The 23930-nt window shown below is 60.6% G+C and carries 22 protein-coding genes; 9 read left to right on the forward strand and 13 right to left on the reverse strand.

Translation table 11 applies throughout. The features are described from left to right. Positions 1 to 35 precede the first annotated feature (35 nt). The 3 genes from ACP7C6_RS11835 to ACP7C6_RS11845 all read right to left on the reverse strand — a co-directional run bounded on the left by ACP7C6_RS11835 (position 36) and on the right by ACP7C6_RS11845 (position 1774). The gene (locus ACP7C6_RS11835) at positions 36 to 518 is read right to left on the reverse strand and encodes a hypothetical protein (protein WP_068937108.1); all 483 of its coding nucleotides are present in this window, start codon (positions 516 to 518) and stop codon (positions 36 to 38) included. Positions 519 to 800: 282 nt separating this feature from the next. Next, positions 801 to 1025, reverse strand: coding sequence for a hypothetical protein (locus tag ACP7C6_RS11840; RefSeq protein ID WP_005790139.1), 225 nt, complete (start codon positions 1023 to 1025; stop codon positions 801 to 803). A gap of 443 nt (positions 1026 to 1468) precedes the next feature. After that, entirely contained in the window at positions 1469 to 1774 is a 306-nt protein-coding gene (locus ACP7C6_RS11845) for a hypothetical protein (RefSeq protein ID WP_028617356.1), read from the reverse strand. 457 nt (positions 1775 to 2231) lie between these two features. Between ACP7C6_RS11845 and ACP7C6_RS11850 the strand changes: the two genes are divergently transcribed. Then, positions 2232 to 2555 carry a hypothetical protein gene (locus ACP7C6_RS11850; RefSeq protein ID WP_025855837.1) on the forward strand — a complete coding sequence of 108 codons (324 nt, stop codon included), beginning with the start codon at positions 2232 to 2234 and terminating at the stop codon, positions 2553 to 2555. A 175-nt stretch (positions 2556 to 2730) separates the two neighbouring features. After that, the gene (rmuC, locus tag ACP7C6_RS11855) at positions 2731 to 4095 is read left to right on the forward strand and encodes a DNA recombination protein RmuC (protein ID WP_174890966.1); all 1365 of its coding nucleotides are present in this window, start codon (positions 2731 to 2733) and stop codon (positions 4093 to 4095) included. Positions 4096 to 4202: 107 nt separating this feature from the next. Here rmuC and ACP7C6_RS11860 read toward each other — a convergent pair whose 3' ends face one another. The 3 genes from ACP7C6_RS11860 to ACP7C6_RS11870 form a co-directional block, all read right to left on the reverse strand. Then, positions 4203 to 7673: a hybrid sensor histidine kinase/response regulator gene (locus tag ACP7C6_RS11860; RefSeq protein ID WP_122726708.1), complete on the reverse strand. Its 3471-nt coding sequence runs from the start codon at positions 7671 to 7673 to the stop codon at positions 4203 to 4205. A gap of 73 nt (positions 7674 to 7746) precedes the next feature. After that, a complete protein-coding gene (locus tag ACP7C6_RS11865; RefSeq protein ID WP_311893335.1) occupies positions 7747 to 8154 on the reverse strand; it encodes a YbaN family protein in 408 nt (135 codons plus the stop codon). 20 nt (positions 8155 to 8174) lie between these two features. After that, positions 8175 to 8762 (reverse strand): YecA family protein, encoded by a 588-nt coding sequence (locus tag ACP7C6_RS11870; protein WP_028617351.1) that lies wholly within the window; start codon positions 8760 to 8762, stop codon positions 8175 to 8177. A gap of 275 nt (positions 8763 to 9037) precedes the next feature. Here ACP7C6_RS11870 and recQ point away from each other — a divergent pair, with 275 nt between their 5' ends. Continuing rightward, positions 9038 to 11164, forward strand: a complete 2127-nt coding sequence (recQ, locus tag ACP7C6_RS11875; RefSeq protein WP_016976542.1) for a DNA helicase RecQ — start codon at positions 9038 to 9040, stop codon at positions 11162 to 11164. A gap of 121 nt (positions 11165 to 11285) precedes the next feature. Further along, entirely contained in the window at positions 11286 to 11720 is a 435-nt protein-coding gene (locus ACP7C6_RS11880) for a MarR family transcriptional regulator (protein ID WP_028617350.1), read from the forward strand. 230 nt (positions 11721 to 11950) lie between these two features. Here ACP7C6_RS11880 and ACP7C6_RS11885 read toward each other — a convergent pair whose 3' ends face one another. Then, positions 11951 to 14140: a patatin-like phospholipase family protein gene (locus ACP7C6_RS11885; protein ID WP_068937104.1), complete on the reverse strand. Its 2190-nt coding sequence runs from the start codon at positions 14138 to 14140 to the stop codon at positions 11951 to 11953. 84 nt (positions 14141 to 14224) lie between these two features. Here ACP7C6_RS11885 and ACP7C6_RS11890 point away from each other — a divergent pair, with 84 nt between their 5' ends. Further along, on the forward strand, positions 14225 to 14512 hold the full coding sequence (locus tag ACP7C6_RS11890; RefSeq protein WP_028617348.1) for a SelT/SelW/SelH family protein: 288 nt from the start codon (positions 14225 to 14227) through the stop codon (positions 14510 to 14512). A gap of 33 nt (positions 14513 to 14545) precedes the next feature. On the opposite strand, the gene ACP7C6_RS11895 is transcribed toward ACP7C6_RS11890, so the two are convergent. From ACP7C6_RS11895 to ACP7C6_RS11905, 3 genes are all read right to left on the reverse strand, one after another. Beyond that, positions 14546 to 14827, reverse strand: a complete 282-nt coding sequence (locus ACP7C6_RS11895; protein WP_311893332.1) for a hypothetical protein — start codon at positions 14825 to 14827, stop codon at positions 14546 to 14548. A gap of 132 nt (positions 14828 to 14959) precedes the next feature. After that, on the reverse strand, positions 14960 to 15844 hold the full coding sequence (locus ACP7C6_RS11900; RefSeq protein ID WP_426108773.1) for a DMT family transporter: 885 nt from the start codon (positions 15842 to 15844) through the stop codon (positions 14960 to 14962). Between the two features lie 99 nt (positions 15845 to 15943). Further along, complete coding sequence (locus ACP7C6_RS11905; protein WP_028617346.1) at positions 15944 to 16693, reverse strand: AraC family transcriptional regulator; 750 nt, start codon at positions 16691 to 16693, stop codon at positions 15944 to 15946. A gap of 137 nt (positions 16694 to 16830) precedes the next feature. Here ACP7C6_RS11905 and ACP7C6_RS11910 point away from each other — a divergent pair, with 137 nt between their 5' ends. Beyond that, the gene (locus ACP7C6_RS11910; RefSeq protein ID WP_068937101.1) at positions 16831 to 17640 is read left to right on the forward strand and encodes a UDP-2,3-diacylglucosamine diphosphatase; all 810 of its coding nucleotides are present in this window, start codon (positions 16831 to 16833) and stop codon (positions 17638 to 17640) included. Between the two features lie 90 nt (positions 17641 to 17730). On the opposite strand, the gene ACP7C6_RS11915 is transcribed toward ACP7C6_RS11910, so the two are convergent. The 3 genes from ACP7C6_RS11915 to phhA all read right to left on the reverse strand — a co-directional run bounded on the left by ACP7C6_RS11915 (position 17731) and on the right by phhA (position 20172). Then, a complete protein-coding gene (locus ACP7C6_RS11915) occupies positions 17731 to 18927 on the reverse strand; it encodes an amino acid aminotransferase (protein ID WP_426108774.1) in 1197 nt (398 codons plus the stop codon). Next, entirely contained in the window at positions 18927 to 19283 is a 357-nt protein-coding gene (locus ACP7C6_RS11920) for a 4a-hydroxytetrahydrobiopterin dehydratase (protein WP_010208721.1), read from the reverse strand. Before ACP7C6_RS11920 ends, ACP7C6_RS11915 begins: the two co-directional genes overlap by 1 nt. Positions 19284 to 19380: 97 nt before the next feature. Next, complete coding sequence (gene phhA, locus ACP7C6_RS11925) at positions 19381 to 20172, reverse strand: phenylalanine 4-monooxygenase (RefSeq protein WP_028617343.1); 792 nt, start codon at positions 20170 to 20172, stop codon at positions 19381 to 19383. A gap of 257 nt (positions 20173 to 20429) precedes the next feature. Between phhA and ACP7C6_RS11930 the strand changes: the two genes are divergently transcribed. The 3 genes from ACP7C6_RS11930 to flgG all read left to right on the forward strand — a co-directional run bounded on the left by ACP7C6_RS11930 (position 20430) and on the right by flgG (position 23909). Continuing rightward, positions 20430 to 21992, forward strand: a complete 1563-nt coding sequence (locus ACP7C6_RS11930) for a sigma-54-dependent transcriptional regulator (protein ID WP_068937099.1) — start codon at positions 20430 to 20432, stop codon at positions 21990 to 21992. A 327-nt stretch (positions 21993 to 22319) separates the two neighbouring features. Then, positions 22320 to 23060, forward strand: a complete 741-nt coding sequence (locus ACP7C6_RS11935) for a flagellar basal body rod protein FlgF (RefSeq protein WP_015885209.1) — start codon at positions 22320 to 22322, stop codon at positions 23058 to 23060. Positions 23061 to 23123: 63 nt separating this feature from the next. Further along, on the forward strand, positions 23124 to 23909 hold the full coding sequence (flgG, locus tag ACP7C6_RS11940; protein ID WP_005790105.1) for a flagellar basal-body rod protein FlgG: 786 nt from the start codon (positions 23124 to 23126) through the stop codon (positions 23907 to 23909). Positions 23910 to 23930 lie beyond the last annotated feature (21 nt).

The following is a 23930-nucleotide window of genomic DNA, read 5'->3' on the forward strand; positions in this document are numbered from 1 at the left end:
TCCCGGGTTTTTGGCGAATCTTGCAAATTGCCCGGTCAGCAAGCCACGTGATTCATGGGTGAAACACAGGTTTGCCAGGCTTGAGTGAAATCGCGCAGCCGTCCTTGTGGGTGAAAAATTTCTTTCCAGATACGTGCCATTGCCAGCACATCACCGGGCGGAGGCAGTGCGGGGGTGTGTTGTTCGACCAAAAGCCAGGCGATGGCCGTGGCGTAACGCAGGTTGACGGTGAGTTCCAGTTGCGGCGCGCTGAGGAAGGCGTGCTGGCTCGCGAGCCCACGTACCAGGCTGGCGCGCTCGGGGTCCAGCGCCAGGTAGTCATCCCACAAGGCGCGGTGGCGCGGTTCGGTGATGCTGTACAGGCCATGCCCACGGCGGTCGTGCAGTGCGGAACCGAGTTCCGACTGGCTGGCGGCAATGCCCAGCAGCAGAGACTCGGCCGTTGGGTTGTGGCGGCCCAGGTACATCAAGGTCGGCCGGATCACATAACGACACAATTCGCTGGCAGCGATACCCATACAAGCCTCAATCCGTGAAAGTGGTCGACGAAGCCTGAGAAGGTGTGGGGGCTTGGCAGCAGTGGATCGGATCTCAGGCTCGCCGGAAGCGGATCATGCCGCTTGAGTTGAAGTGTAGTGTCATATTTGTGATGTAAAGGACTGTTTTTAAAACATCTTCTTCATTTAGTTATAACGTTTATATCTATTTGAACTTAGTGCAAAAGCTCAATTGGCAAATTCAGGGCAATAAAAAACCCTGCTTTTTAAACAGGGTTTTTGTGTTTCAGCGACTCGGGTCGATCAGGCAGTCAGTGCCTGACGGGTACGCTCGATCACGGCCTGCAGCGGTTCTGCGCTGGAGTATTGATCGGGGTACAGGCGTTCGCTGTGACGAGCGATGCCGTGTTCGTTGACCAGGGTGAAGCTGAAGCAGCCTTTGCGAGCGGCCATGATCAGGCAGTTCATTGGAGCAAAAGCGTTGGTGAGGGTGCGAATGGCATCCTGAGTATGGATTTGAGCGTTCATATTATTGGTGTTCCTACAAATGACACAGATAAGAACCGTGCCGTATTAAAACGTTCCAGCGACGTTGACCACGATTGATCGAACGAAGAAACCGACTGGAACAAAGCAGCCAGTTTGAAGCGCTGATAAGTTAGGCGCGCTTGGGCTGGCAGGTAGGTACTTAGGAGGGCAGGCAACACAACAGGGGCAAAGGTTCTGGGCCCGGGGTGAAGATCCTGATCAATTTGCAGGTTGGTTCGGTCAGCGTATGGAAACTTCGCGCCACCCTTTGCTTCTTCAAAGGCAGTGTCGTCGCAAGTGATACCTGGAAACCATCGAGGTGGTCGATCCCGTGTTGGACAAGGGAGTTGTTCGACCAGAATTGACTTTCAGCTTGGTACTAACGCCGCGGATAGTAACGGATTGAAACCGGTAAGGGAAGTATGTCAGTCAAAAAACTTTCATCAGCCGCCCAGCAGGCCTCGATAGACCAGCACCGTAGTCGCTGCCGCCAGTGAACAGCCCAGCCCGTAGGCGGCAAGGGTCAGACGTAAGGATTGGCCGGTCTCGACCACTTTCATCACGTCGCCCATGTCGTTTATCCGCCCTTCGCCCAGTTCGATGCACAGGCTCACGGCAGTGAACGCCGCCGACAGCAGGATCGCAATGGCGAACAGCGCCCCATCCGGTGACGGCAGTGCTGCATTGATCCCCAAGGAAACGGCGCAGATCGCCAGCAGCAATACGGCGAATAACAGAATCCCTTTCATCAACCCACCCATTGTTGCGTTGTAGGTCGGGGAGTGTGGCGAGCCGGGAAAGATTTGAGAAGTCCCTGATTTGTCCCTGCGGTAACATTTTTGTAGCGAGTGGCTTCAAAAAACACCGGTGATATAACCATCGGATGGGTACTTGTGCACATTGGTTGCGGCGTGTGTAACCGCACTGTCAACTGCACTGCGAGGCCGCCATTTGCCTGCAATGAAAATTTAAGTCAATGAAAAATCTGGCTTTTTTTTATTGGTGAAAAAATCGTCAGTTTGACTGCGGCCCCCATTCCATGGGGCTTTGCGCGAGTTAAAGGAGGGTTGTCCACTGAGTTATCCACAGCTTCTGTGGATTGTCCCGAGCGCTTGCTCTAGAACGGGCGTGCAGAGTTTTTTCAGCTTTACCTGTGCGAAAAAAAGAGTAGAGTGGCGCGCCTTCCGTTCTGTCCCACAGTGCTTTATGAAGTTTCGCTCAGTATCACCTTCTGTTACCGACACTCCTCAAACTGTTACCGCCCCCAAGCGCTTCTCCTTGAAAGTTGCCTTGTGGTTGCTCGACAGTCCTCGCCTGGGCCACAACACCAACGTCAAGCATTTCGCCGGGCGTTTGCTCAAGCAGCCAGCCCGGGAAGGTGTGGTCGCTGCACAGAGCCGCCTGGGCCAACTGATGTGCCGCGAATGCGGGAATGCCCGCGACCGCCGCATCGGCCACGACCTGCTACGCCTGGCCGCCCGTGCCGGTGACCGCCGCGCCCAGCGCGAATTGGGCCAGGTCGAAGACTGAGCTGTCCTCAGGCCCTGTGCTCCGCTAACCTTGTTTTTTTTCGGTGATGGCAGACATGTCTATGGTTTTTGACTGGACCAGTATTGCCCTGGGCCTGGCTGGCGCTGCCGTGCCTTTACTGGCCGTGTGCTGGCAGCTCCAGCGACGGTTGACCGCACGCATGACTGGCTGGGAGTTGCTCGAGGAGCGCTTGGCCACTGCACAGCTGGCCCAGGAAGGCCTGGCCGCACAGCTGGATGCCAGCCGCGATGAAATCAGCGACTTGAGCCAGGCCAACGCCGCCAAGCAAGCCGATCTCGCAGCAGTACGCCGCGAGGTCGAGTTGCTGCAAATCGATCGTGACAACGCCCGCGATGCTGCCCACGCCTGGAACCTTGATCGCAGCGCCAAGGAAACCGAGCTGCGTCGCCTCGATGCATTGTCGGCCGCCTTGCGCGCCGAATTGCGTGAACAGCAGGACAGCCATCAACAACGCCTCACCGACCTGCAAGGCTCGCGCGATGAGCTGCGTGCGCAATTCGCCGAGCTGGCCGGCAAGATCTTCGATGAGCGCGAACAGCGCTTCGCCGAAACCAGCCAGGAACGCCTGGGCCAATTGCTCGATCCGCTGAAGGAGCGCATCCAGTCCTTCGAAAAACGCGTGGAAGAAAGCTATCAGAACGAGGCGCGCGAGCGTTTTTCCCTAGCTAAAGAGCTGGAGCGCCTACAGCAACTCAACCTGCGTCTGTCGGACGAGGCGACCAACCTGACTCGCGCGCTCAAGGGCCAGAAAACCCAAGGTAACTGGGGAGAGCTGATCCTTGAACGGGTGCTGGAACATGCAGGCCTGGAGAAGGGCCGTGAATACCAGACCCAGGTCAGCCTCAAAGGCCCGGATGGCGAGCGGTTCCAGCCCGATGTATTGATCATGTTGCCCGGCGACAAGCAGGTGGTGGTGGACTCCAAGGTCAGTCTCACTGCGTATCAACAGTACGTGGCGGCGGAGGATGAAGTCATCGGCCAGGCAGCCCTGAAGCAGCATGTGCTATCGCTGCGAAACCACGTCAAAGGCTTGGCCGGTAAGGATTACAAACGCCTCGAAGGCTTGCACAGCCTGGATTTCGTGTTGCTGTTCGTGCCCATCGAGGCGGCGTTTTCTGCTGCATTGCAGGCCGAGCCCAACCTGTTCCAGGAAGCGTTTGACCGCCACATCGTGATCGTCAGCCCGACCACCTTGCTCGCGACCCTACGCGTGATCGATAGCTTGTGGAAGCAGGAACGTCAGAGCCAGAACGCGCGGGAAATCGCCGAACGCGCCGGGTGGCTGTACGACAAGTTCGTACTGTTCATCCAGGACCTGGACGAAGTGGGCAACCGCTTGCAGCAGTTGGATAAGGCTTACAGCGCGGCGCGAAACAAGCTGACAGATGGACGCGGAAATCTGGTCAGCCGCACCGAGCAATTGCGCTTGCTGGGTGCTCGGGCGAGTAAAAGCCTGCCGGCTGATTTGCTGGAGCGGGCGATGACGGATTCAGATGGCGTGGCCCATCTGCCTGAATAAACGATCGCCTTTTGTAGGAGCGAGCTTGCTCGCGAAAAACGTCAACGATAACGCGGGCATTTTGAATGACCGTGTTGCCTGTGCGTTCTTCGCGAGCAAGCTCGCTCCTACAGAGGTAGGTGTCTGCTTAAAAGTGCCCGCAACGCTGCAGGCTTCACCGGCTTGGCCAGGTAATCCAACCCCGCCGCATGCACCTCGGCCACCATCTCCGGTCGGCCGTCGGCGCTGATCACAACGCCGGGAATCGGCTCGGCCAATTGCGCGCGCAACCAGCCCATCAGCTCAGTGCCGGTTTCGCCATGGTCCAGGTGGTAGTCCACCAGTGCCAGTTGCGGGCGCACACCGTCGGCGAGCAACGCCGCGCATTGCGCCTGGTCGGTGGCGGTCCACACTTCACAGCCCCAGCGCGTCAACAGGCTGCGCATGCCGATCAGGATGCTCTCTTCATTATCCACACACAGCACCTGTGCACCGCTCAACGGCAGTCCGGTTTCCTGTGGCGTCTTGACCTGTGGGCTGGCCTGGTTGCGCGCCAACGGCACACGCACGCTGAACACGCTGCCTTTGCCTGGCCATGAACGCACGCTCAACCGATGGCCGAGCACCCGACACAAGCCGTCGGCGATTGCCAGGCCCAGCCCCAGACCTTTCTCCGCGCGGGTCTGGTGGCTGTCCAGGCGCTTGAATTCTTCGAAGATCACCTTCTGTTTATCCAGCGGGATACCGGGGCCACGGTCCCATACTTCCAGGCACAGCTCGCCCTTGCGTCGGCGTACGCCAAGCAGCACTGGGCCGTCGGCATAACGGAAAGCGTTGGTGAGAAAATTCTGCAGGATGCGCCGCAGCAACTTGATGTCGCTGTCGACGCGCAAGCGACTGCCGCGCAGGCGGAAACGCAAGCCTTGCTCTTGGGCCAGCGCTTTAAACTCTGCGCCCAAGGTGTCGAACAGTTCGTTGAGTACAAACGGCTGGCGCTGCGGATTGATCTTGCCGTTTTCCAGGCGTGAGATATCCAGCAGGTCGCTGATCAGGTCTTCGGCAGAGCGCAGTGAGCTGTCCAGGTGCTGCACCAATTGCCGGGCTTCGCTGGACAGTCCGTCGTTCTGGTGGGAGAGGGCAGCGGAAAACAGCCGTGCGGCATTCAAGGGTTGCATCAGGTCATGGCTGACGGCCGCCAGGAAACGCGTCTTCGACTGGCTGGCGGACTCGGCCACGCCCTTGGCATCGGTGAGCGCCACATTGAGTTGCGACAGTTCATGGGTACGCTCGGTCACCCGTTGTTCCAAACCTTCGTTGGCCTCGGTGAGTGCCTGCTCGGCTTCGCGGAACGCGGTAATGTCGGTGAAACTCATAACAAAACCGCCCCCGGGCATCGGGTTGCCGATCAGCTCGATCACCCGACCATTGGGGAACAAGCGCTCGGAGGTGTGCGCACGGCCTTGGCGCATCCAATGCAGGCGTCGCGCCACATGCACTTCGGCCTCGCCCGGCCCGCACAGCCCGCGTTCGGCGTTGTAGCGGATGATGTCGGCAATCGGTCGGCCGACGCTGATCAGCCCGTCCGGGTAATTGAACAGCTCAAGATAACGCCGGTTCCAGGCCACCAGTTTGAGGGACTGGTCGACTACGCTGATGCCCTGGGTGATGTTCTCGATGGCGCCTTGTAGCAGCGCGCGGTTGAATTGCAGCACTTCCGACGCTTCGTCGGCGATGCGGACTACGTCTTCCAGCTGCATTTCCCGCCCTTCGATAGCAGCTTTTACGACGGCACGTGTCGAAGATGCCCCCAGCACGCCAGCCAATAGCCGCTCGGTGTGGGCGATCCAATCATTGTCGGCATTCTGGTTAGGGTTGAAGCCTTTGCCTTGGCGATAGGCGAAGCGGATAAAGCTTTGCTGGGCGCGCTCTTCACCGACAAAGCGCGCCGCCAGGCTGAGCAAGTCGCTGATTTGCACCGACAACATCGAGCGAGCGCTGGCGCGTTGGCTGATTTCCTGACCGATGAAACGTCCGGCTTGCCAGTGCTCGGAAACCCGCGTGCGCGACAGCATCGACACCCACACAAACAGCGTGAAGTTACCCGCCAGGGAGAACACGGTGCCCAAGGTCAACGACGTGACGGACAGGCCCAGCGGGTGGGAATGCATCCACGTCAGCCCAGGGAAAAGGCTGAGGGACCAGCCCAGGCTTTTCGCCGTCACCGGTAGGACCAAGGTGTAGAACCACAGGAAAGTACCGGCTGCCAGCCCGGCGAACACCCCGCGTCGGTTGGCCTGTTTCCAATACAGCGCACCGAGCATGGCCGGAGCCAGTTGGGTCACTGCGGCAAAGGCGATCTGGCCGATGGTCGCCAGGCTCGCGGTGGAGCCCAGCAAGCGATAGCTGACGTAGGCCAGCAACAGAATGATCACGATGCTCACGCGGCGTACCGACAGCATCCAGTGGCGGAACACTTCGAACGGCCGCTCGGCGCTGGAACGACGCAGCAGCCAGGGCAGCAGCATGTCGTTGGACACCATGGTCGACAAGGCGATGCTCGCCACGATGACCATGCCGGTGGCGGCTGATGCGCCACCGATAAATGCCAGCACGGCCAGCGCGGGATGGGCTTCGGCCATCGGCAGGCTGATCACGTAGGAGTCCGGCAGTACCGAGCTGGGCAGCATCATCTTGCCGCCCAAGGCGATCGGTACTACAAACAGTGCGGCAAGAATCAGATAGGCGGGAAACACCCACTTAGCCAGGCGCAGGTCCTGGGGGTCGATGTTCTCCACCACCGTGACGTGGAATTGTCGGGGCAGGCAGATGATCGCCATCATGGCCACGCCGGTCTGCACCACCATGGAGGGCCAGTTGACGGTCTCTTTCCAGTATTCCTCCAGCCGTGGCGCGAGCATGGCCTGGCTGAACAGGTCGCCGAAACCGTCGTACAGGCCGTAGGTCACAAACGCGCCGACCGCCAGGAACGCAAACAGCTTGACCAGCGATTCAAAGGCAATCGCCAGCACCATGCCACGGTGGTGTTCCGTGGCATCGAGATTGCGCGTACCAAACACAATGGTGAACAGTGCCAGCACTAGCGACACGATCAGCGCGGTGTCCTGGGCGCGGGTGCCCGTGGTGTCGGCCCCGGCACCGATCAGCAGGTTGACCCCCAGCACGATGCCTTTGAGTTGTAGGGCAATATAAGGCAGCACGCCGACCAGGCAGATCAGTGCAACCACCACGGCCAAGGATTGGGACTTGCCGTAGCGCGCGGCAATAAAGTCAGCAATGGAGGTGATGTTTTCCTGCTTGCTGATCAGAATCATCTTCTGCAGCACCCAAGGGGCCAGCACCAGCAACAGTACCGGTCCCAGGTAGATCGGTAAAAATGCCCACAGCTGCTCGGCAGCCTGACCTACAGCGCCGAAGAATGTCCAACTGGTGCAGTAAACAGCCAGCGACAGGCTGTACACCCAGGCGCGCATGCGCGGCGGCAATGGCGCGCGGCGGCGGTCACCGTAGAAGGCGATGGCAAACATAATGGCCATATAGGCCAGGGCAACGGCGGCGATCAGCCCGCTGGACAACGTCATGGTAACTCCGCACATAAGAACACCCAGGCATTCCAGGCCCGGTTGGACAGTCTCGCAGAATGCCTGGGGTTAGTCAGTGTCGACCAAGGTCGTGTGGGTTCTTATGTCGCAGGGTCTTTTGGCGCAGGATATAGACCGTCACCAGCACCGCGCTGGTCAGCATGAACCCGCGCGCCCACGGCAGTGGCACCAGGTAGCAGGACACGCCAATGCTCAGCCACATCAAACCGATGGCGTAGACCTTGCCTTTGAGGGGAATACCATTGCCATCCAGGTAGTCACGGATCCACGGCCCCAAGCGCGGGTGTTGCACCAGCCAATGGTAGAAACGCGGGGAGCTACGGGCGAAGCAGGCGGCTGCGAGCAGCAGGAAGGGCGTAGTCGGCAATACCGGTAGGAAAATGCCGATCACGCCCAACGCTACACTGAGCCAGCCGATGGTCAGGAGCAGGTAGCGCAGGAGCAGAGAGCGATTGCCCATGGGTGTCACGGGCAAGCGAATCAGTGGTGACGTGGCTTGAGGATCGCCGGTTTTTCGTCAGGTGCGTTGCACAGCAGGTACAGCGCGGTCAGGGCTTCCGGGATCTGAACGATCATGTCGTCCATCAGGTTGGCGTCGGCAGCGATGTCGGCGAACTCAGGCTGGTCGTCGAACAAGCCCGAACCGACCATGATCGGCAGCAGCATTTCGCTGACTTCTTCCTCGGCGGTTTCAAACCAGGCGGCTTCGCGCAGGAACACGCCTTCCATGAAGCCGATGCACCAGCCGCGCAGATCGGAATCATCCGGTTCTTCGCCCAGGTCCAGTTCGCATGGCAGCTCGAATTCCTCGTCGGAGGCCAGTTGGCGACCGATGTGGGCCTTGAGGGCCAGCAGGGTGGATTCGATTTCTTCGCGTTGGGCAGCATCGGCGTAGTGCGGCTCTTCGGCGAACAGTGCATCGATCCATTCACGGTCGGGGACGACGTCGGAGCAGATCGACAGGGCGGTCAGGTAGCCGTGGGCGGCCACGTAGTCCAGCGCCTCGTCATGCAGCTCATCGGCGTCGAGGAAGGCTTGCAGGCGGGTTAGTTGCTCAGCGAAGGACATTGAAGGACTACCTTGGGAATAAACGATGCTGAATTCTAGGCTTTCTTGAGCGCACAGGCCAGCCACACTGCATATTTGCAAGGTTTTAGATAGCGCCCGCTATTCGTCAGTGGCGCCCTTTGGCGGGTAACGCTCGGGTATACTGCCGCGTTTTGTGATGCCCTTGCAGGCCAAGCCCAGTGCGCGAAAACTTCGCTTACGGATTATTTCCCGTGAAAGCGGTTTTTTTCGGCCAGCCTGTACAGAGGGATTTCGGCACTATTTTGGAGTTTTACATGCTCGAGCAGGCACAACGCGTCCTCAAGGACATCTTCGGCTACGACAGTTTTCGTGGCCGCCAGGGTGCGATCATTGAGCGCGTGGCCAGTGGCGGTGACGCACTGGTACTGATGCCTACCGGCGGCGGTAAATCGTTGTGCTTCCAGGTGCCGGCGCTGTTGCGCAATGGCCTGGCCGTGGTGGTGTCGCCTTTGATTGCATTGATGGACGACCAGGTGGCAACCCTGGAAGAGCTGGGTGTCGCCGCCGCATCGTTGAACTCCACCCTCAGTGCCGAACAGCAGCGTGACCTCGCCGCTCGCATCAAGCGCGGTGAAGTGAAGATGCTGTACCTGGCGCCCGAGCGTCTGGTGCAGCCGCGCATGCTGGCGTTTTTACAGAGCCTGGAAATCGCCCTGTTCGCCATCGATGAAGCCCACTGCGTCTCCCAATGGGGTCATGACTTCCGCCGCGAGTATTTGCAGCTCGGCCAATTGGCGGAGCTGTTTCCCGATGTGCCGCGTATTGCGCTGACCGCCACTGCCGACAAGCGTACCCGCGAAGAAATCGTCGAGCGCCTGCACCTGCAGAACGCCGAGCGCTTCCTGTCGAGCTTCGACCGACCGAACATTTTCTATCGCATCGTGCCCAAGGAGCAGCCGCGCAAACAGTTGCTGGCGTTCCTTTCCGAGCGACGCAGCGATGCGGGCATCGTCTATTGCCTGTCGCGCAAGAAGGTCGATGAAGTGGCTGCGTTTCTCTGCGAGCAAGGCTACCCGGCGCTGCCCTATCACGCCGGCCTGCCCAACGACACGCGTTCGGCTCACCAGAAGCGCTTCCTCAACGAGGAAGGCCTGATCATGGTCGCCACCATCGCGTTCGGCATGGGCATCGACAAATCCAACGTGCGCTTCGTTGCGCACATGGACCTGCCCAAATCCCTTGAGGCGTACTACCAGGAAACCGGGCGTGCCGGCCGTGACGGTTTGCCGGCGGATGCGTGGATGGTCTACGGCCTGCAAGACGTGGTGATGCTTAAGCAGATGTTGCAGAACTCCGAGGGCGACGAGCGCCACAAGCGCCTGGAGCAGCACAAACTCGACGCCATGCTCTCGCTGTGCGAAGAGACTCGCTGCCGCCGCCAGACCTTGCTGGCGTATTTCGACGAAGACATGCCCGAACCCTGTGGCCACTGTGATAACTGCACCGACGGCGTGCAGACCTGGGACGCCACCGAGCCGGCACGCCAGGGTTTGTCCGCCATCTATCGCACCGGCCAGCGTTATGGCGTCGGTCACTTGGTGGATGTGTTGCTGGGCAAGGACAACGAGAAAGTACGCAGCTTCGGCCATGAAAAACTCTCGGTCTACGGCGTCGGCAAGGCCCGCGCCGAAGGCGAGTGGCGCTCGCTGTTCCGGCAGATGGTGGCGCGCGGCCTGGTGGATATCGACATCGAAGGGTACGGCGGCCTCCGCTTGAACGACAGTTGTCGTCCGCTGCTCAAGGGGGAAGTGACGCTGGAGCTGCGCCGCGACCTCAAGCCGCAGACTACCGCCAAGACCAGCACCAGCCAGGCCAGTCAGCTTGTACGTGGCGAAGAACGCGAACAGTGGGAAGCCCTGCGCACCCTGCGCCGCAAACTGGCCCAGGAACACAGCGTGCCGCCGTACGTTATTTTCCCCGACTCGACGCTGTTGGAGATGTTGCGCGAGCAACCTACGACTATGTCGGAAATGGCCAGGGTCAGCGGCGTCGGTGCACGCAAGCTGGAGCGCTACGGCCAGGCGTTCCTCGAAGTGCTCGGCGGCCAGGCCGAAGCACCGAAGGAAGTCGCCGATATTCGCCACGAACTAATCAGCCTGGCACGCGCTGGCATGACCCCGATCCAGATCGCCGGCCAGTTGCAATGCTCGGAGAAGAACGTCTACACCTTGCTTGCCGAATCCATTGGCAAGCAGCAGTTGTCGTTGGAGCAGGCGCTTGATTTGCCAGAGGATCTGCTCGGCGAAATCCAGGATGCGTTCCTGGACGGAGAGGGCGAATTGCCACCTGTGGCGGAGATTGCACCGCTGTTTACGGGGCGTGTTCCTGAAGGTGTCTTGTACTGCGTGCGGGCGGCTTTGCAGTCGGAATTCGAGATTTAGTGCGCCAATTACGACAATGTAACGAATCAGTACATAGCAACTCTTGCCTATGGGCAAAGCTCATGCTTAGCTGACTAATAATTAGCCACACTTTATTTTCAGTCTTAAACATGAGTTTTTTATGCCGTTAACCGATCAACACCGATTTGGCATGCAACTGGCGCAAATGTCCCGTGGTTGGCGCGCCGAGCTGGATCGCCGGCTGGCGGGGCTTGGCCTGTCCCAGGCGCGCTGGCTGGTGCTGCTGCACCTCGCTCGTTTTGAAGAAGCACCCACCCAGCGTGAGCTGGCGCAAAGCGTCGGCGTCGAAGGGCCAACCCTGGCCCGCCTGCTGGACAGCCTTGAAGGCCAGGGCCTGGTGCAACGCCAAGCCGTGGTGGAAGACCGCCGTGCCAAGCGCATCCTGCTGTGCGATACCGCCCGGCCGCTGATCGAACAAATCGAAACCATCGCTACCGCGCTACGGCATGAGCTGTTCGTGGGAGTGGATGAAGCTGATTTGAGCGTGTGCATGCGCGTGCATGGGCACATCCTGGCGAATCTGGAGAAATCCTGAGGAATACCCGGCGCGCTGCTTGCTGTGGCATGCGGGCTTCGTCTGGTGAGCGGGCTGTTGTGGTGAGCGGGCTTGCCCCGCGCTGGGGCGCGAAGCGGCCCCAAGAACAGGCGACTAATTTCTCACGGAAAAAACGCGGTGACCGCAATGGGGCTGCTTCGCAGCCCAGCGCGGGGCAAGCCCGCTCACCACATCAAGCGCGTTTAGCCGTCGGGTTCAGCGTAAGACGTTTAGAATGTCTGCCCCAGGTTCAGATACACCGCCTTCTGATTATCATCATTGAACCCATAACTGAAATTCAGCGGCCCCAACGGTGTATCAAAGCCCAGGAAAATACTCGCCGCGTTGATGTAGCCGCTGTCGAATTCATTGTCGTTGTTCCACGCCCGGCCGCGTTCCAGTGACGCACCCAGGTACAGCGGGAAATCCAGCGGCAGGTACGAACGCGGTGTGAGCCTGCGGTAGTACACCGCGCGCATCAGGCTGATGTTCTGGCCCGAGATCGCGTCCTGGCGGAAGCCCGACAACTGCCGCGCACCGCCCAGCAGGAAGCTGGAAATCACCACGTCCGAATCATCCAGGGTGCGCCCGTAACGTCCGCCCAGCACCAGCGTATCCGGGCCGTGGCTCATGGCTTTGTCGAGCTTGAACTCCCACTGGCGGTAGCGCTGGTCCGAGCCCAGGCCGGGTTCGAACTCTCGGTAGGCCAGGCCGATGTCTTCGCCAGTATGGGGAAAGTACACGTTGTCCAGGGAGTCGAAGGAGTACTTCAGTTCATAGAAGCCTTCGCTGAAACTCACGCTGGGCAAATCCCTGTCACCGATGCGCACATCCGCCTTGCCCCAGGCTTCGCCGACGCCGAAGCGGATCTCGCCGCTGTTGCCGATCTGCCGTCCGACGTTCAAGCCGAAACCGTAGCGTTCCAGGCGATATTCGGAGATGGGGTCGTTGTCCAGGATCAGCTCGACGTTCTGTGCCTGGGCGCTGATGTACGGCGCGACAAAGTAACGCGAGCCGGTGTCCATCGGCTGATAGAACTCGCTGTACAGCTCTTGGCGATCACCTATCTGCACCCGCGTCAGCCATTCGGCACCGAGGCGGTTGATACCGTTCATGCGGTAGCTGGCGCCGAGGTTGAAGGCGCTGTCGCCACGCATGTCATCTGACAGGTTCAGGCCGAGGCGCAGGTAGTCGGTGCCGCTGCGTTTGCCGCGCGCGCTGATGACCAAGGTATTGTCCTGGCCCTTTTTCACCACGCGGTATTGCACCTGCTCGAAGTAATCCAGGCCGTACAAGGTGCCCATGTCCGATTGCAGGCGGCCCAGGTTCAGCGGCTCGCCCAGGGGTTGGCGGATGTAGTAGCGGATCACGTCGTCGCTGACTTTCGAGTCGTTTTCCACGTTGATGGCGGTGATGACCGGCGTGCGTTCGCCGGGTGTGCGGGCGGCTACCAGTTGCGGGTCGATCGGCTCTGCGGGGCGCAGGTGGGCCAGGCGCGCGTCGAGGGCGCGGGTAGCGCGGTAACCGGCATCGATCATGTCCTTGGCGCGGCCGAAATCAGTTACGCCATAGGCGGCGAGGGGCGGCTGGATCAGCACGTCCTTGGGGTGCAGGTCTTTGAGCTGCTCTTCGGAGTTGCGCCGGGTCATCAGGGTGATCGATTGGTTGAGCACGTCCACCACCGTCGCCAGTTGTTTGCGTGAACGCAGCGGGGTGCCGATGTCGACGACGATAGCGATATCCACGCCCATTTCCCGCGCCACATCCAGCGGGATGTTATCGGTCATGCCGCCGTCCACCAGCAGCCGGCCGTCCAGCTCCACTGGCGCGAAGACCGCCGGGATCGACATGCTGGCGCGGATCACTTGGGGCAGATGACCCTTGCGGAACACCACTTTCTCGCCGGTGGTGATATCGGTCGCCACCGCGCGAAAGGGGATCGGCAGCTTGTCGAAGTTACGCGTGTTGCTGCTGTGGGCGAACATGCTTTCCAGCAGCAACGCCAGGTTCTGGCCTTGGATTACGCCCAGTGGCAGGCCCAGGCTGCCATCGTCGCGAAAGCTGAGTTTCTGTTTGACCAGGAAATCCCGGTCATCCTGCTTGCGCCGGAACGGCACGTCTTCCCGAGGCGGTGCGTCGGACAGTGCCTGTTGCCAGTCGATGCTCAGCGCCAGTTTTTCCAACTCATCGATCTTGTAGCCCGAGGCGTACAGCCCGCCAATCACCGCGCCCATGCTGGTGCCGGCAATCGCATCGATCTGTATACCTTGCTCCTCAAGCGCCTTGAGCACGCCGATATGCGCCAGCCCACGGGCGGCACCGCCAGACAGCACCAGGCCGATTTTCGGGCGTGGCGGTTCAACGGCGTCGGCGATAAGGGGGAGCAGGCACAGAAACAGGCAGGACAGCAGGCGGCGCATCATGAATCTCGAGGCTGGGCGATAAAGGCCGCTATTATAGCCACTCGATCCGCCGAGCCCGTTACGCCTGGAGCCTCTCAAATTATGTCTTCGATCAAACCCGAGATCGTCATCACCTATTGCACCCAGTGCCAATGGCTACTGCGCGCCGCGTGGTTGGCGCAGGAACTGCTGAGCACGTTTGCCGATGATTTGGGCAAAGTGGCGCTGGAACCGGCCACCGGCGGCGCGTTTCGTATCACGTGTGATGGCGTGCAGATTTGGGAGCGCAAGGCGGACGGCGGTTTTCCCGAGGCCAAGGTGCTCAAGCAGCGCGTACGTGACCAGATCGACCCGCAGCGTGACCTGGGGCATAACGACCGCACCCAGTGAAAATCACCGCCCCGTGGGGCGGTGACACGGTGGTTATTTGGCCGCCATCTTTTGCTTGATAAAGCCAATCACCCACGTCAGCACCAGCCCGCCGACACCACCGCCGACAATGTTGCTGCCCACTGCCGCCACGTCCAGGGCTTCGCCGCCCGAGGTGCCCGTGAGTGCCGCGACGACTTGGCCGATCACCAGCCCGCCGGCACCGCCGATCAGGGTATTGAGCCCGGTCCCGAGGCTCTGTTTGGTCATGCCGGCGATGTTGCCGCCGACGGCGCCGCTGATGATCTGCACTAACAAATTGATGAGCATTTCCATGGTAAAGCTCCCGCATCGCGTTGAGGTTGTGACCACTCGCGTGCAGCAACTTCAGAAAATACCCAGGCTGTCATCGAGCTGTCGGTTATCCGTTGAACCACTGCAGACTGTTGCGGATATTCAAAGTATAGATCAGGCCGTCGCCGCAGGCTGTTTGGCCTGGCTTGCACCGCCCATCAACCCGGAAAGCACGATTGCGACGATGATCAACGCGCCGCCCAACAGCATGCGCAACGTCGGGGTTTCGGCAAACAGCAGCCAGGCCGCGGTGATGCCGTAGACCGGTTCCATGGCAAACACCACCGAAGCGGTGCGCGCCTTGATCACCGCGAGGCTTGCGACAAACAGGCTGTGGGCCAGGCCGGTACAGAACACCCCGAGCAAACCGATCCACAGCCAGTCAATTGCTCGCACCTCTGTCAGACCGGGCGCCGCCACGGGCAACAGGCACACGGCGACCACCACGTTCTGGCACAGCGCTGCCTGCACCGCCGGGATACGTCCGGAACTGGCGCGGTTGTTCAGTGACAGCAGGGAAAACAGCAACCCCGAGGCGATTCCCCAGAGCAATCCGCCAGTGGCCTCGCTGGCAAGGTTGAAGTCGGGGGTAACCAACACCAGGCCGACGCTGACCAGTACGACCAGCACCACTTCGTTGGCGCGAATGCGTTCGCGGAAAATCAGCCCTTCGAGGATCACGGTAAAGGCCGGAAATGCGGTGAAGCCCAAGGTTGCAACCGCCACGCCGGCTACTTTCACGGCAATGAAGAAGGTCACCCAGTGCGCTGCCAGCAACACGCCGCTGATCAGCAGCCGGCGCCAGTCGCGCAGTTCCAGGGTTTTCCAGGCGGTGCTGCTGGCAAACCGTGCGAATACCGCCAGTGCTACTACGGCAAACACGGCGCGACCAAAGACGATGATGGCCGGGGAGGCGGCCGCCAGTTTGCCGAATACGCCGGTGAGGCCAAACATCAATGCGCCGATATGCAGGGCGCCGAGGGCTGAACGGGGAGTCATTGCGATCCTTGAGTCATGGGGGTGACAGAAACGCAGTCTAGTGGGGCGCCCGCGTGGGTGTCTGTCGCCCGGCTCGCGGTGTTTATCGCGAAACTCTTCCTACGGGTTGCGACGCAAAGCGCCCGGCGAGGCGCCAAACTCTCGCAGCATCGCGGCGGCGAAGGCGCTTTGCGAGGCGTAACCGACGCGATCGGCAATTTCACCGATGGGCAGAGGTGTCTTGCGCAACAGGTCCAAGGCCATGTGCAGGCGACGGCTGCGGATGTAGTCCATCGGTGTTTGCCCGCATTCCGCCATAAAACGTGCGTGCAGGCGTGCCACCGACAGATCGGCGATACGCGCCAGGTCGGCCACCTGCAGTGGGTGCGCAACATGCCGTTCGATATGTGCATTGAACGCCGCATACGGAAGGCGCCGGCCTGGCAGTGGTTGAGCCAGCGGATGATTGAGGCTGGCCAGTAACAGCACCGCGCCCTGCTGGACGATCAGCGGGTCATCCACCGGGCTCTGCGCCAGCCAGTGCACCAACTGGCTTTGCCGCGTGTCCAGGGCCAACCGCGTGGGTTGGTCGAGCAGACGGCGACTGGCCTCGGCATGCTCGCCCAACGATTGCAGCACCCAATGCTCAGTGGGCACATCCAGCACCAGGCAGCGGCTACCATCGCGACTGCCGCACGCATGGTGGGCGGAGAAGGGCAGCACCATCACGCTGCTTTCGCGCACTTGGCTGCCACGGCCGTCCACTTCCAGGTCCAGGTGCCCGGACAGGCCGAATACCAGCTGCGCATGGTCATGGCTGTGGGCGAGGGGCGCTTCGACGTAGTGGCGTAGGGCGAGGGTGGGTCCCATTGCGGTCTCCTGGGCGGCAAGCTGGCAGTCTACAACGGTTTGCGGGCCCTGAGCGCTGTCATCAGACTGACGCACAGTTGTCATGGGCTATTAATCGCCAGGGCGCAAGCTCGCGAAAACACCGTCGAGGGATGCCCATGACCAGTGCCGAGTTCGCCAAGCCCAGCCGCAAGCAACGGGTTCGTACCCTGTGGATTTCCGATGTGCACCTGGGCACCCGGGATTGCCAGGCCGAACATTTATCGCAGTTCCTCAAGGGCTATCACGCGGACAAGGTCTACCTGGTCGGTGACATCATCGACGGCTGGAAACTGCGTGGCGGCATGTATTGGCCCCAGGCCCATACCAACGTGATCCGCCGCCTGCTGACCATGGCCAAGCGCGGCACCGAGGTGATCTATGTCACCGGCAACCATGACGAGTTCCTGCGCCGTTATTCCAAGTTGATCCTGGGCAATATCCAACTGGTGGACGAAGCGGTGCACGTGACTGCCGATGGCCGGCATCTGTTGGTGATTCATGGCGATCAGTTCGACGTGATCACCCGCTACCACCGCTGGCTGGCGTTCCTGGGTGACTCGGCCTACGAGTTCACCCTCACGCTGAACCGCTGGCTGAACCACTGGCGTGCGCGCTACGGCTATGGCTATTGGTCGCTGTCGGCGTACCTCAAGCACAAGGTCAAGACGGCCGTGAACTTCATCAGCGATTTTGAAGAAGCCATCGCCCATGAGGTGACCAAGCGCGAGTTGCATGGTGTGGTGTGCGGGCATATCCACCATGCGGAGATTCGCAAGGTGGGCGAGGTGGATTACCTCAACTGCGGAGATTGGGTGGAGTCGTGCACAGCGTTGATCGAGCACTGGGATGGGAGTATCGAGTTATATCGGTTGGCGGATGCGCAGGCCAAGGAGGCGCAGCTCAAAGCCGAAATGGTTGCTGGCTGAAACACAACCTCCCTCGTAGGAGCCGGCTTGCCGGCGATGGCAATGTTGAGGGCGCCATCGCCGGCAAGCCGGCTCCTACAGGGTGAGGTGTCAGTCGCGGCAAACGTCGGCGATGGCTTCGGCAAGTAGCGTCAACCGCGTGGCATCAGCCCCCGCCACGTTAGCCCGCCCCGAACTCACCATGTATACGCTGTGTTTCTCGCGCAGTTGCTTGACCTGTTCGGCACTCAAGCCGGTGTAGGAGAACATCCCACGCTGCGCCCCGATATGCGCAAACCGCTCCGACAGACCGTGTGGCGCCAACGCCTCAACCAAGCCCGAACGCAGGTGTGCGATCCGCGAGCGCATGGCTTCGACCTCGTCGCTCCATAGCGTTTTCAGCTCGGCATCGCCCAGGATGGTCGCCACTACCGCAGCACCATGGTCCGGGGGCGTCGACCACAGGTTGCGCGCCGTGTTGGCCAGTTGGCTGCGCACATCCGTCAGTTTCTCGGCATCCGCCGCGCACACGATCAACGCGCCGACACGGTCGCTGTACAGGCCGAAGTTCTTCGAGCACGAACTGGTGACCAGCACTTCCGGCAACTCGGCCGCAAACAGCCGCACCGCCCAGGCATCCTGCTCCAAACCATCGCCAAAGCCTTGGTAGGCGAAGTCGATCAGTGGCAGCAACTGGCGCTCGCGCACGATCTGCAGCACCTGGCGCCAGTCGTCCTGGGACAGGTCGAAACCGGTCGGGTTATGGCAGCAGGCGTGCAGCAGCACCACGTCGCCCTTGGGCACGCTGGACAGGGTGGCGAGCATCGCCGCCACATCCAGGCGGTTGTCAGCGCCCACGTAAGGGTAATGACTCACCGGGATCCCGGCCTTGGCAAAGATCGTTTCGTGGATTGGCCAGGTCGGGTTGCTCAGCCACACGCCGCGACCAGGCAGGTTGTGCGCGATGAAGTCGGCGCTCAGGCGCAGGGCGCCGGTGCCGCCTGGGGTCTGGGTGGCGCCGGCACGTCGCTCGCGGATCAGCGCGGAGTCCGCGCCGAGTACCAGCTCGCTGATCAGCTTTCCGAACGCGGCGTTGCCGTGGCCGCCGATGTAGGTCTTGGTGGTTTGTGTGTCCACCAGGCGCTGTTCGGCCAGTTTCACCGAGTGTGGAATTGGCGTCAGGCCTTGGTCGTCCTTATAGACACCCACGCCGAGGTCGAATTTATTCGGGTTGGCATCCTGGGCGTACAGGTCCATCAGCCCGAGGATTGGGTCGCCGGGTACGCGGCCAATGGCATCGAAATGCATTACTTGCGGCCCTCGGCGTCCTTGGCCACTTCGTCGGTGCGCGCGGCCATGATGAAGTCGTTGCGGTGCAGGCCCTTGATGGAATGGCTCCACCAAGTCACGGTGACCTTGCCCCACTCGGTGAGCAGGCCTGGGTGATGGCCTTCGGCTTCGGAGATTTCACCCATGGCGTTGGTGAAGGCCAGGGCGAATTTGAAGTTCTTGAACAGGAAGACCTTCTCCAGTTGCATCACACCGTCACGGACTTCGATGTTCCAGTCGGGGATCTGCTTGAGCAGTACCGGCAGTTCTTCGTCGCTGACTTGAGGGGCATCGGCACGGCAGGCTTCGCAGTGGGCTTGGTTCAAGGTGGTCATGATGGTGTCCTGAATTCGAGTGTTTGAAGATCAGTAGCGTCACCCTAAAGCAACGCGCGGCCAGGGAACAGACTCACCTGGCCTCAAGATGTAAGGTTCACGCAGCTTTGGGTTTTGGGGGAAACTTCGGGGCATGCAAACCCAGCTGCATCCCGCGCTCCACCATGCCCATGATGTCTTCCTGGGCCACTTCGAACAGGCGCTTGAGGTTGGGGAGGACGAAGTACAGCGGTTGCAGGATGTCGATGCGATACGGCGTGCGCATCGCCTCCAGTGGATCGAACACCTGGTGTTCGGGCTCGGACGACAGGCTGTACACCGTCTCCTTGGGCGACGACAGAATGCCGCCACCGTAGATGCGCCGACCTTCGGGCGTGTCCACCAGGCCGAACTCGATGGTCATCCAGTACAGGCGCGCCAGGTACACGCGTTGCTCCTTGGTGGCCGCCAGGCCGAGCTTGCCGTAGGTGTGGGTGAATTCGGCGAACCAAGGATTGGTCAGCAGCGGGCAGTGGCCGAAGATCTCATGGAAAATGTCCGGCTCTTGCAGGTAGTCCAGTTCTTCGCGGGTGCGGATAAACGTCGCCACTGGAAACTGCTTGTTGGCCAGCAACTCGAAGAACGTCTGGAAGGGGATCAGCGCCGGCACACGGGCGACTTGCCAGCCGGTGGTTTCGGCCAGCACCTGGTTGATCTCGCCCAATTGCGGGATGCGGTCATGGGGCAGGCCGAGCTTGTCGATGCCATCCAGGTATTCCTGGCAGGCGCGACCCTCGATCACTTTCAACTGGCGAGTGATCAGGGTGTTCCACACCGCATGTTCTTCCGGCGAGTAGTGGATAAAACCTTGCGCATCGGGCTCGCGGGCCACGTACTGCGTCTGCTTCATACGGCTCTCCTGCTAGGCATTCGTTCTTGTTATGTCCTGCGATGAGCTTATTGATAACCCGTGCGCGGCCGGATTCCACTCGTTTAAAACGGCGCTGCGTAGGAAAACTTACCATTTTTCGTAAAGTATTCGTTACGCTTGTGAGGCTGGCCGCTGCATTGGGCTGGGAAAAGCCTGCAAGCTGTCACATAATCTTGACGACTATCTGCGCCCAGCGACAAAAAGACGCGGCGCCCCCCCACTTTTCGGGCCTCTTCATGCGTATCAAAGTGCACTGCCAGAACCGCATCGGCATCCTGCGGGACATCCTCAACCTGTTGGTGGAATACGGTGTCAACGTCGCCAAGGGCGAGGTCGGCGGTGAGCATGGCAATGCCATCTACCTGTTTTGCCCGAATCTGGTGAACATGCAGTTCCAGGCGCTGCGCCCGCAGTTCGAGGCGATTGCCGGAGTGTTCGGCGTCAAAAGGGTAGGGCTGATGCCCAGTGAGCGTCGGCATATGGAGCTCAATGCACTGCTCGGCGCGCTGGAGTTCCCGGTACTGTCCATCGATATGGGCGGCTCTATCGTCGCCGCCAACCGCGCGGCGGCGCAGTTGCTCGGGGTACGGGTGGATGAGGTGCCGGGCATTCCGTTGTCGCGGTATGCCGAGGACTTCGACTTGCCGGAACTGGTGCGCGCGAGCAAATCGCGGATCAACGGTCTGCGGGTCAAGGTCAAGGGCGACGTGTTCTTGGCGGACATCGCGCCGCTGCAATCCTCCGAGCATGATGACAGCGAGGCCATGGCCGGTGCCGTGCTGACCCTGCACCGCGCCGACCGCGTCGGTGAGCGCATCTACAACGTGCGCAAGCAGGAGCTGCGTGGCTTTGACAGCATCTTCCAAAGCTCCAAAGTCATGGCCGCCGTGGTGCGCGAAGCCCGACGCATGGCGCCGCTGGATGCGCCTCTATTAATAGAAGGCGAAACCGGCACCGGCAAGGAACTGCTGGCGCGCGCCTGTCACTTGGCCAGCCCGCGTGGGCAATCGCCGTTGATGGCGCTTAATTGCGCGGGCTTGCCAGAGTCGATGGCCGAGACCGAGCTGTTCGGCTACGGTCCCGGCGCATTCGAAGGCGCACGGGCCGAAGGCAAGTTGGGGCTATTGGAACTGACGGCGGGCGGTACGTTGTTTCTCGATGGTGTCGGGGAGATGAGCGCGCGGCTACAGGTGAAGTTGCTGCGTTTTTTGCAGGATGGATGCTTCCGACGCGTAGGCAGCGATGAAGAGGTGTACCTGGACGTGCGCGTGATCTGCGCGACCCAGGTGGACTTGTCCGAGCTGTGTGCCCGTGGCGAATTCCGCCAGGACCTTTATCACCGCCTCAACGTGCTGTCGCTACATATTCCACCGCTGCGCGAATGCCTCGATGGTTTGGCGCCGCTGGTTGATCACTTTCTCGACCAGGCCAGTCGCCAGATCGGCTGCCCGTTGCCCAAGCTGGCGCCAGCAGCCATGGATCGCCTGAGCCACTACCACTGGCCGGGCAACGTACGGCAGTTGGAAAACGTGTTGTTCCAGGCGGTGTCGTTATGTGACGGCGGGACTGTCAAGGCCGAACATATCCGGTTGCCGGATTACGGCGTGCGTCAGCCGCTTGGCGATTTCTCGCTGGAGGGTGGCCTGGATGACATCGTCGGGCGGTTTGAGAAGGCGGTGTTGGAAGTCTTGTACGCTGAGCATTCCAGCAGCCGGCAGTTGGGTAGGCGACTGGGGGTATCCCACACCACCATCGCCAATAAACTGCGCGATTACGAAATCCTGAAGACCGATAAATAATTCGCGGACACTACGCGGTCAAAATGCGGGAGCGGGCTTGCTCGCGAATGCGGTGTGTCATTCATCACATGAGTGAGTGAACCACCGCATTCGTGAGCAAGCCCGCTCCCAAATCGGATCTTCGTCGTTTTCCAGACATGTGTTTGCCGCAGGCGGCAGTAGTCCGCCGTTTTTTCGACTCGCGCTCAATCCAGAAATCTCTCCACCTCACGGCAAACCCCCGCCCCGCCTGTACTTCACCTTCTTTTCAAAAGTTGGTTCGCAAATTGCTTAAGCCTCATCAGTACAGCGGTGGGCGGCAAGCGTCCGTCAGAAAGAGGAAAGAGCGTGGACAAGTACCTTTATGTGGCAATGACCGGCGCCAGCCAGAATGCTCTGGCGCAGAAGGCCCATGCCAACAACCTGGCGAACATTTCCACCAATGGTTTCCAACGTGACCTGGAGCAGGCACGTTCGATGCCGGTGTTCGGTGACAGCTTTCCGGCGCGGGCGTTTGCCTTGACTGAGCGCCCGGGCACTGACTTTTCTCCTGGCGCGATGATCGAGACCGGCCGTGACCTGGACGTCGCCGTCAGCGGTAATGGCTGGATGGCCGTGCAGACCCCGGACGGCAGCGAAGCCTACGTGCGCAGCGCGAGCATGAACGTCGATGCATTGGGCGTGCTGCGCGCCGGCAACGGCATGCCGATCATGGGCAATGGTGGTCCGATTGCCGTGCCGCCCCAGCAGAAAATTGAAGTGGGTGCCGACGGCACCATCAGCATTCGTGCCATGGGTGAAGGCCCGCGCGTGATGGCTGAAGTGGACCGCATCAAGCTGGTCCAACCGGACCTGAAGAACATGAATAAAGGCCTCGACGGCACTATCCACACCAAGGATGGCCAGCCGGCCCAGGCTGACGCGACGGTCACGCTGACCTCGGGCTTCCTGCAGGCGAGCAACGTCAACGCGGTGGAAGAAATGACCGCGGTGCTGGCGCTTTCCAAGCAGTTCGAGCTGCACATCAAGATGATGAACAGCGCCAAGGAAGACGACCAAGCCATGACGCGCGTCATGCAGATGAGCTGATTGCAGCCCACCCACTAATTTTGCGATGCAGCGCCAACAAACAGGCGCACGAAGGAGAACAGCATGCTTCCGGCTCTATGGGTTGCCAAAACAGGTTTGTCCGCCCAGGACACCAACCTGACCACTATTTCCAACAACTTGGCCAACGTGTCGACCACGGGCTTCAAACGTGACCGTGCCGAGTTCCAGGACTTGCTCTATCAGATCAAGAAGCAGCCGGGCGCCCAGTCGACCCAGGACAGCGAACTGCCGTCGGGCCTGCAATTGGGTACCGGTGTGCAGATCGTCGGCACCCAGAAGAACTTCAGCGCCGGTAACCTGCAACAGACCGGCCAGCCGCTGGACATGGCCATCAATGGCCGTGGTTTCTTCCAGATCCTGCAACCGGATGGCACCACGTCCTACACCCGTGACGGTACGTTCCACCTGGATTCCAACGGCCAGATCGTCACCGCCAACGGCTTTGCCCTGGAACCGGCCGTGGTCGTCCCCGCAGACGCCAAGACCTTCACCGTCGGCAACGACGGCACCGTGTCCATCACCGTGGCCGGCAACCCCGCGTCGCAAGTGATCGGCAACCTGCAGACCGCCGACTTCATCAACCCGGCCGGCCTGCAAGCCATGGGCAACAACCTGTTCCTGGAAACCGCCTCCAGCGGCGCGCCGCAAATCGGCACCCCTGGCTTGAACGGTTTCGGCACCACGCTGCAAAGCACCCTGGAAACCTCCAACGTGAGCACGGTCGAGGAGATGGTCAACATGATCACCACCCAGCGCGCCTACGAGATGAACTCCAAGGTGATCTCCACCGCCGACCAGATGCTTTCGTTCGTAACGCAGAATCTGTAATCAAGTCTATGGGGCGCTCTT

This window comes from Pseudomonas sp. TWR1-1-4, from assembly GCF_049897165.1.
GTDB lineage: Bacteria > Pseudomonadota > Gammaproteobacteria > Pseudomonadales > Pseudomonadaceae > Aquipseudomonas > Aquipseudomonas canadensis.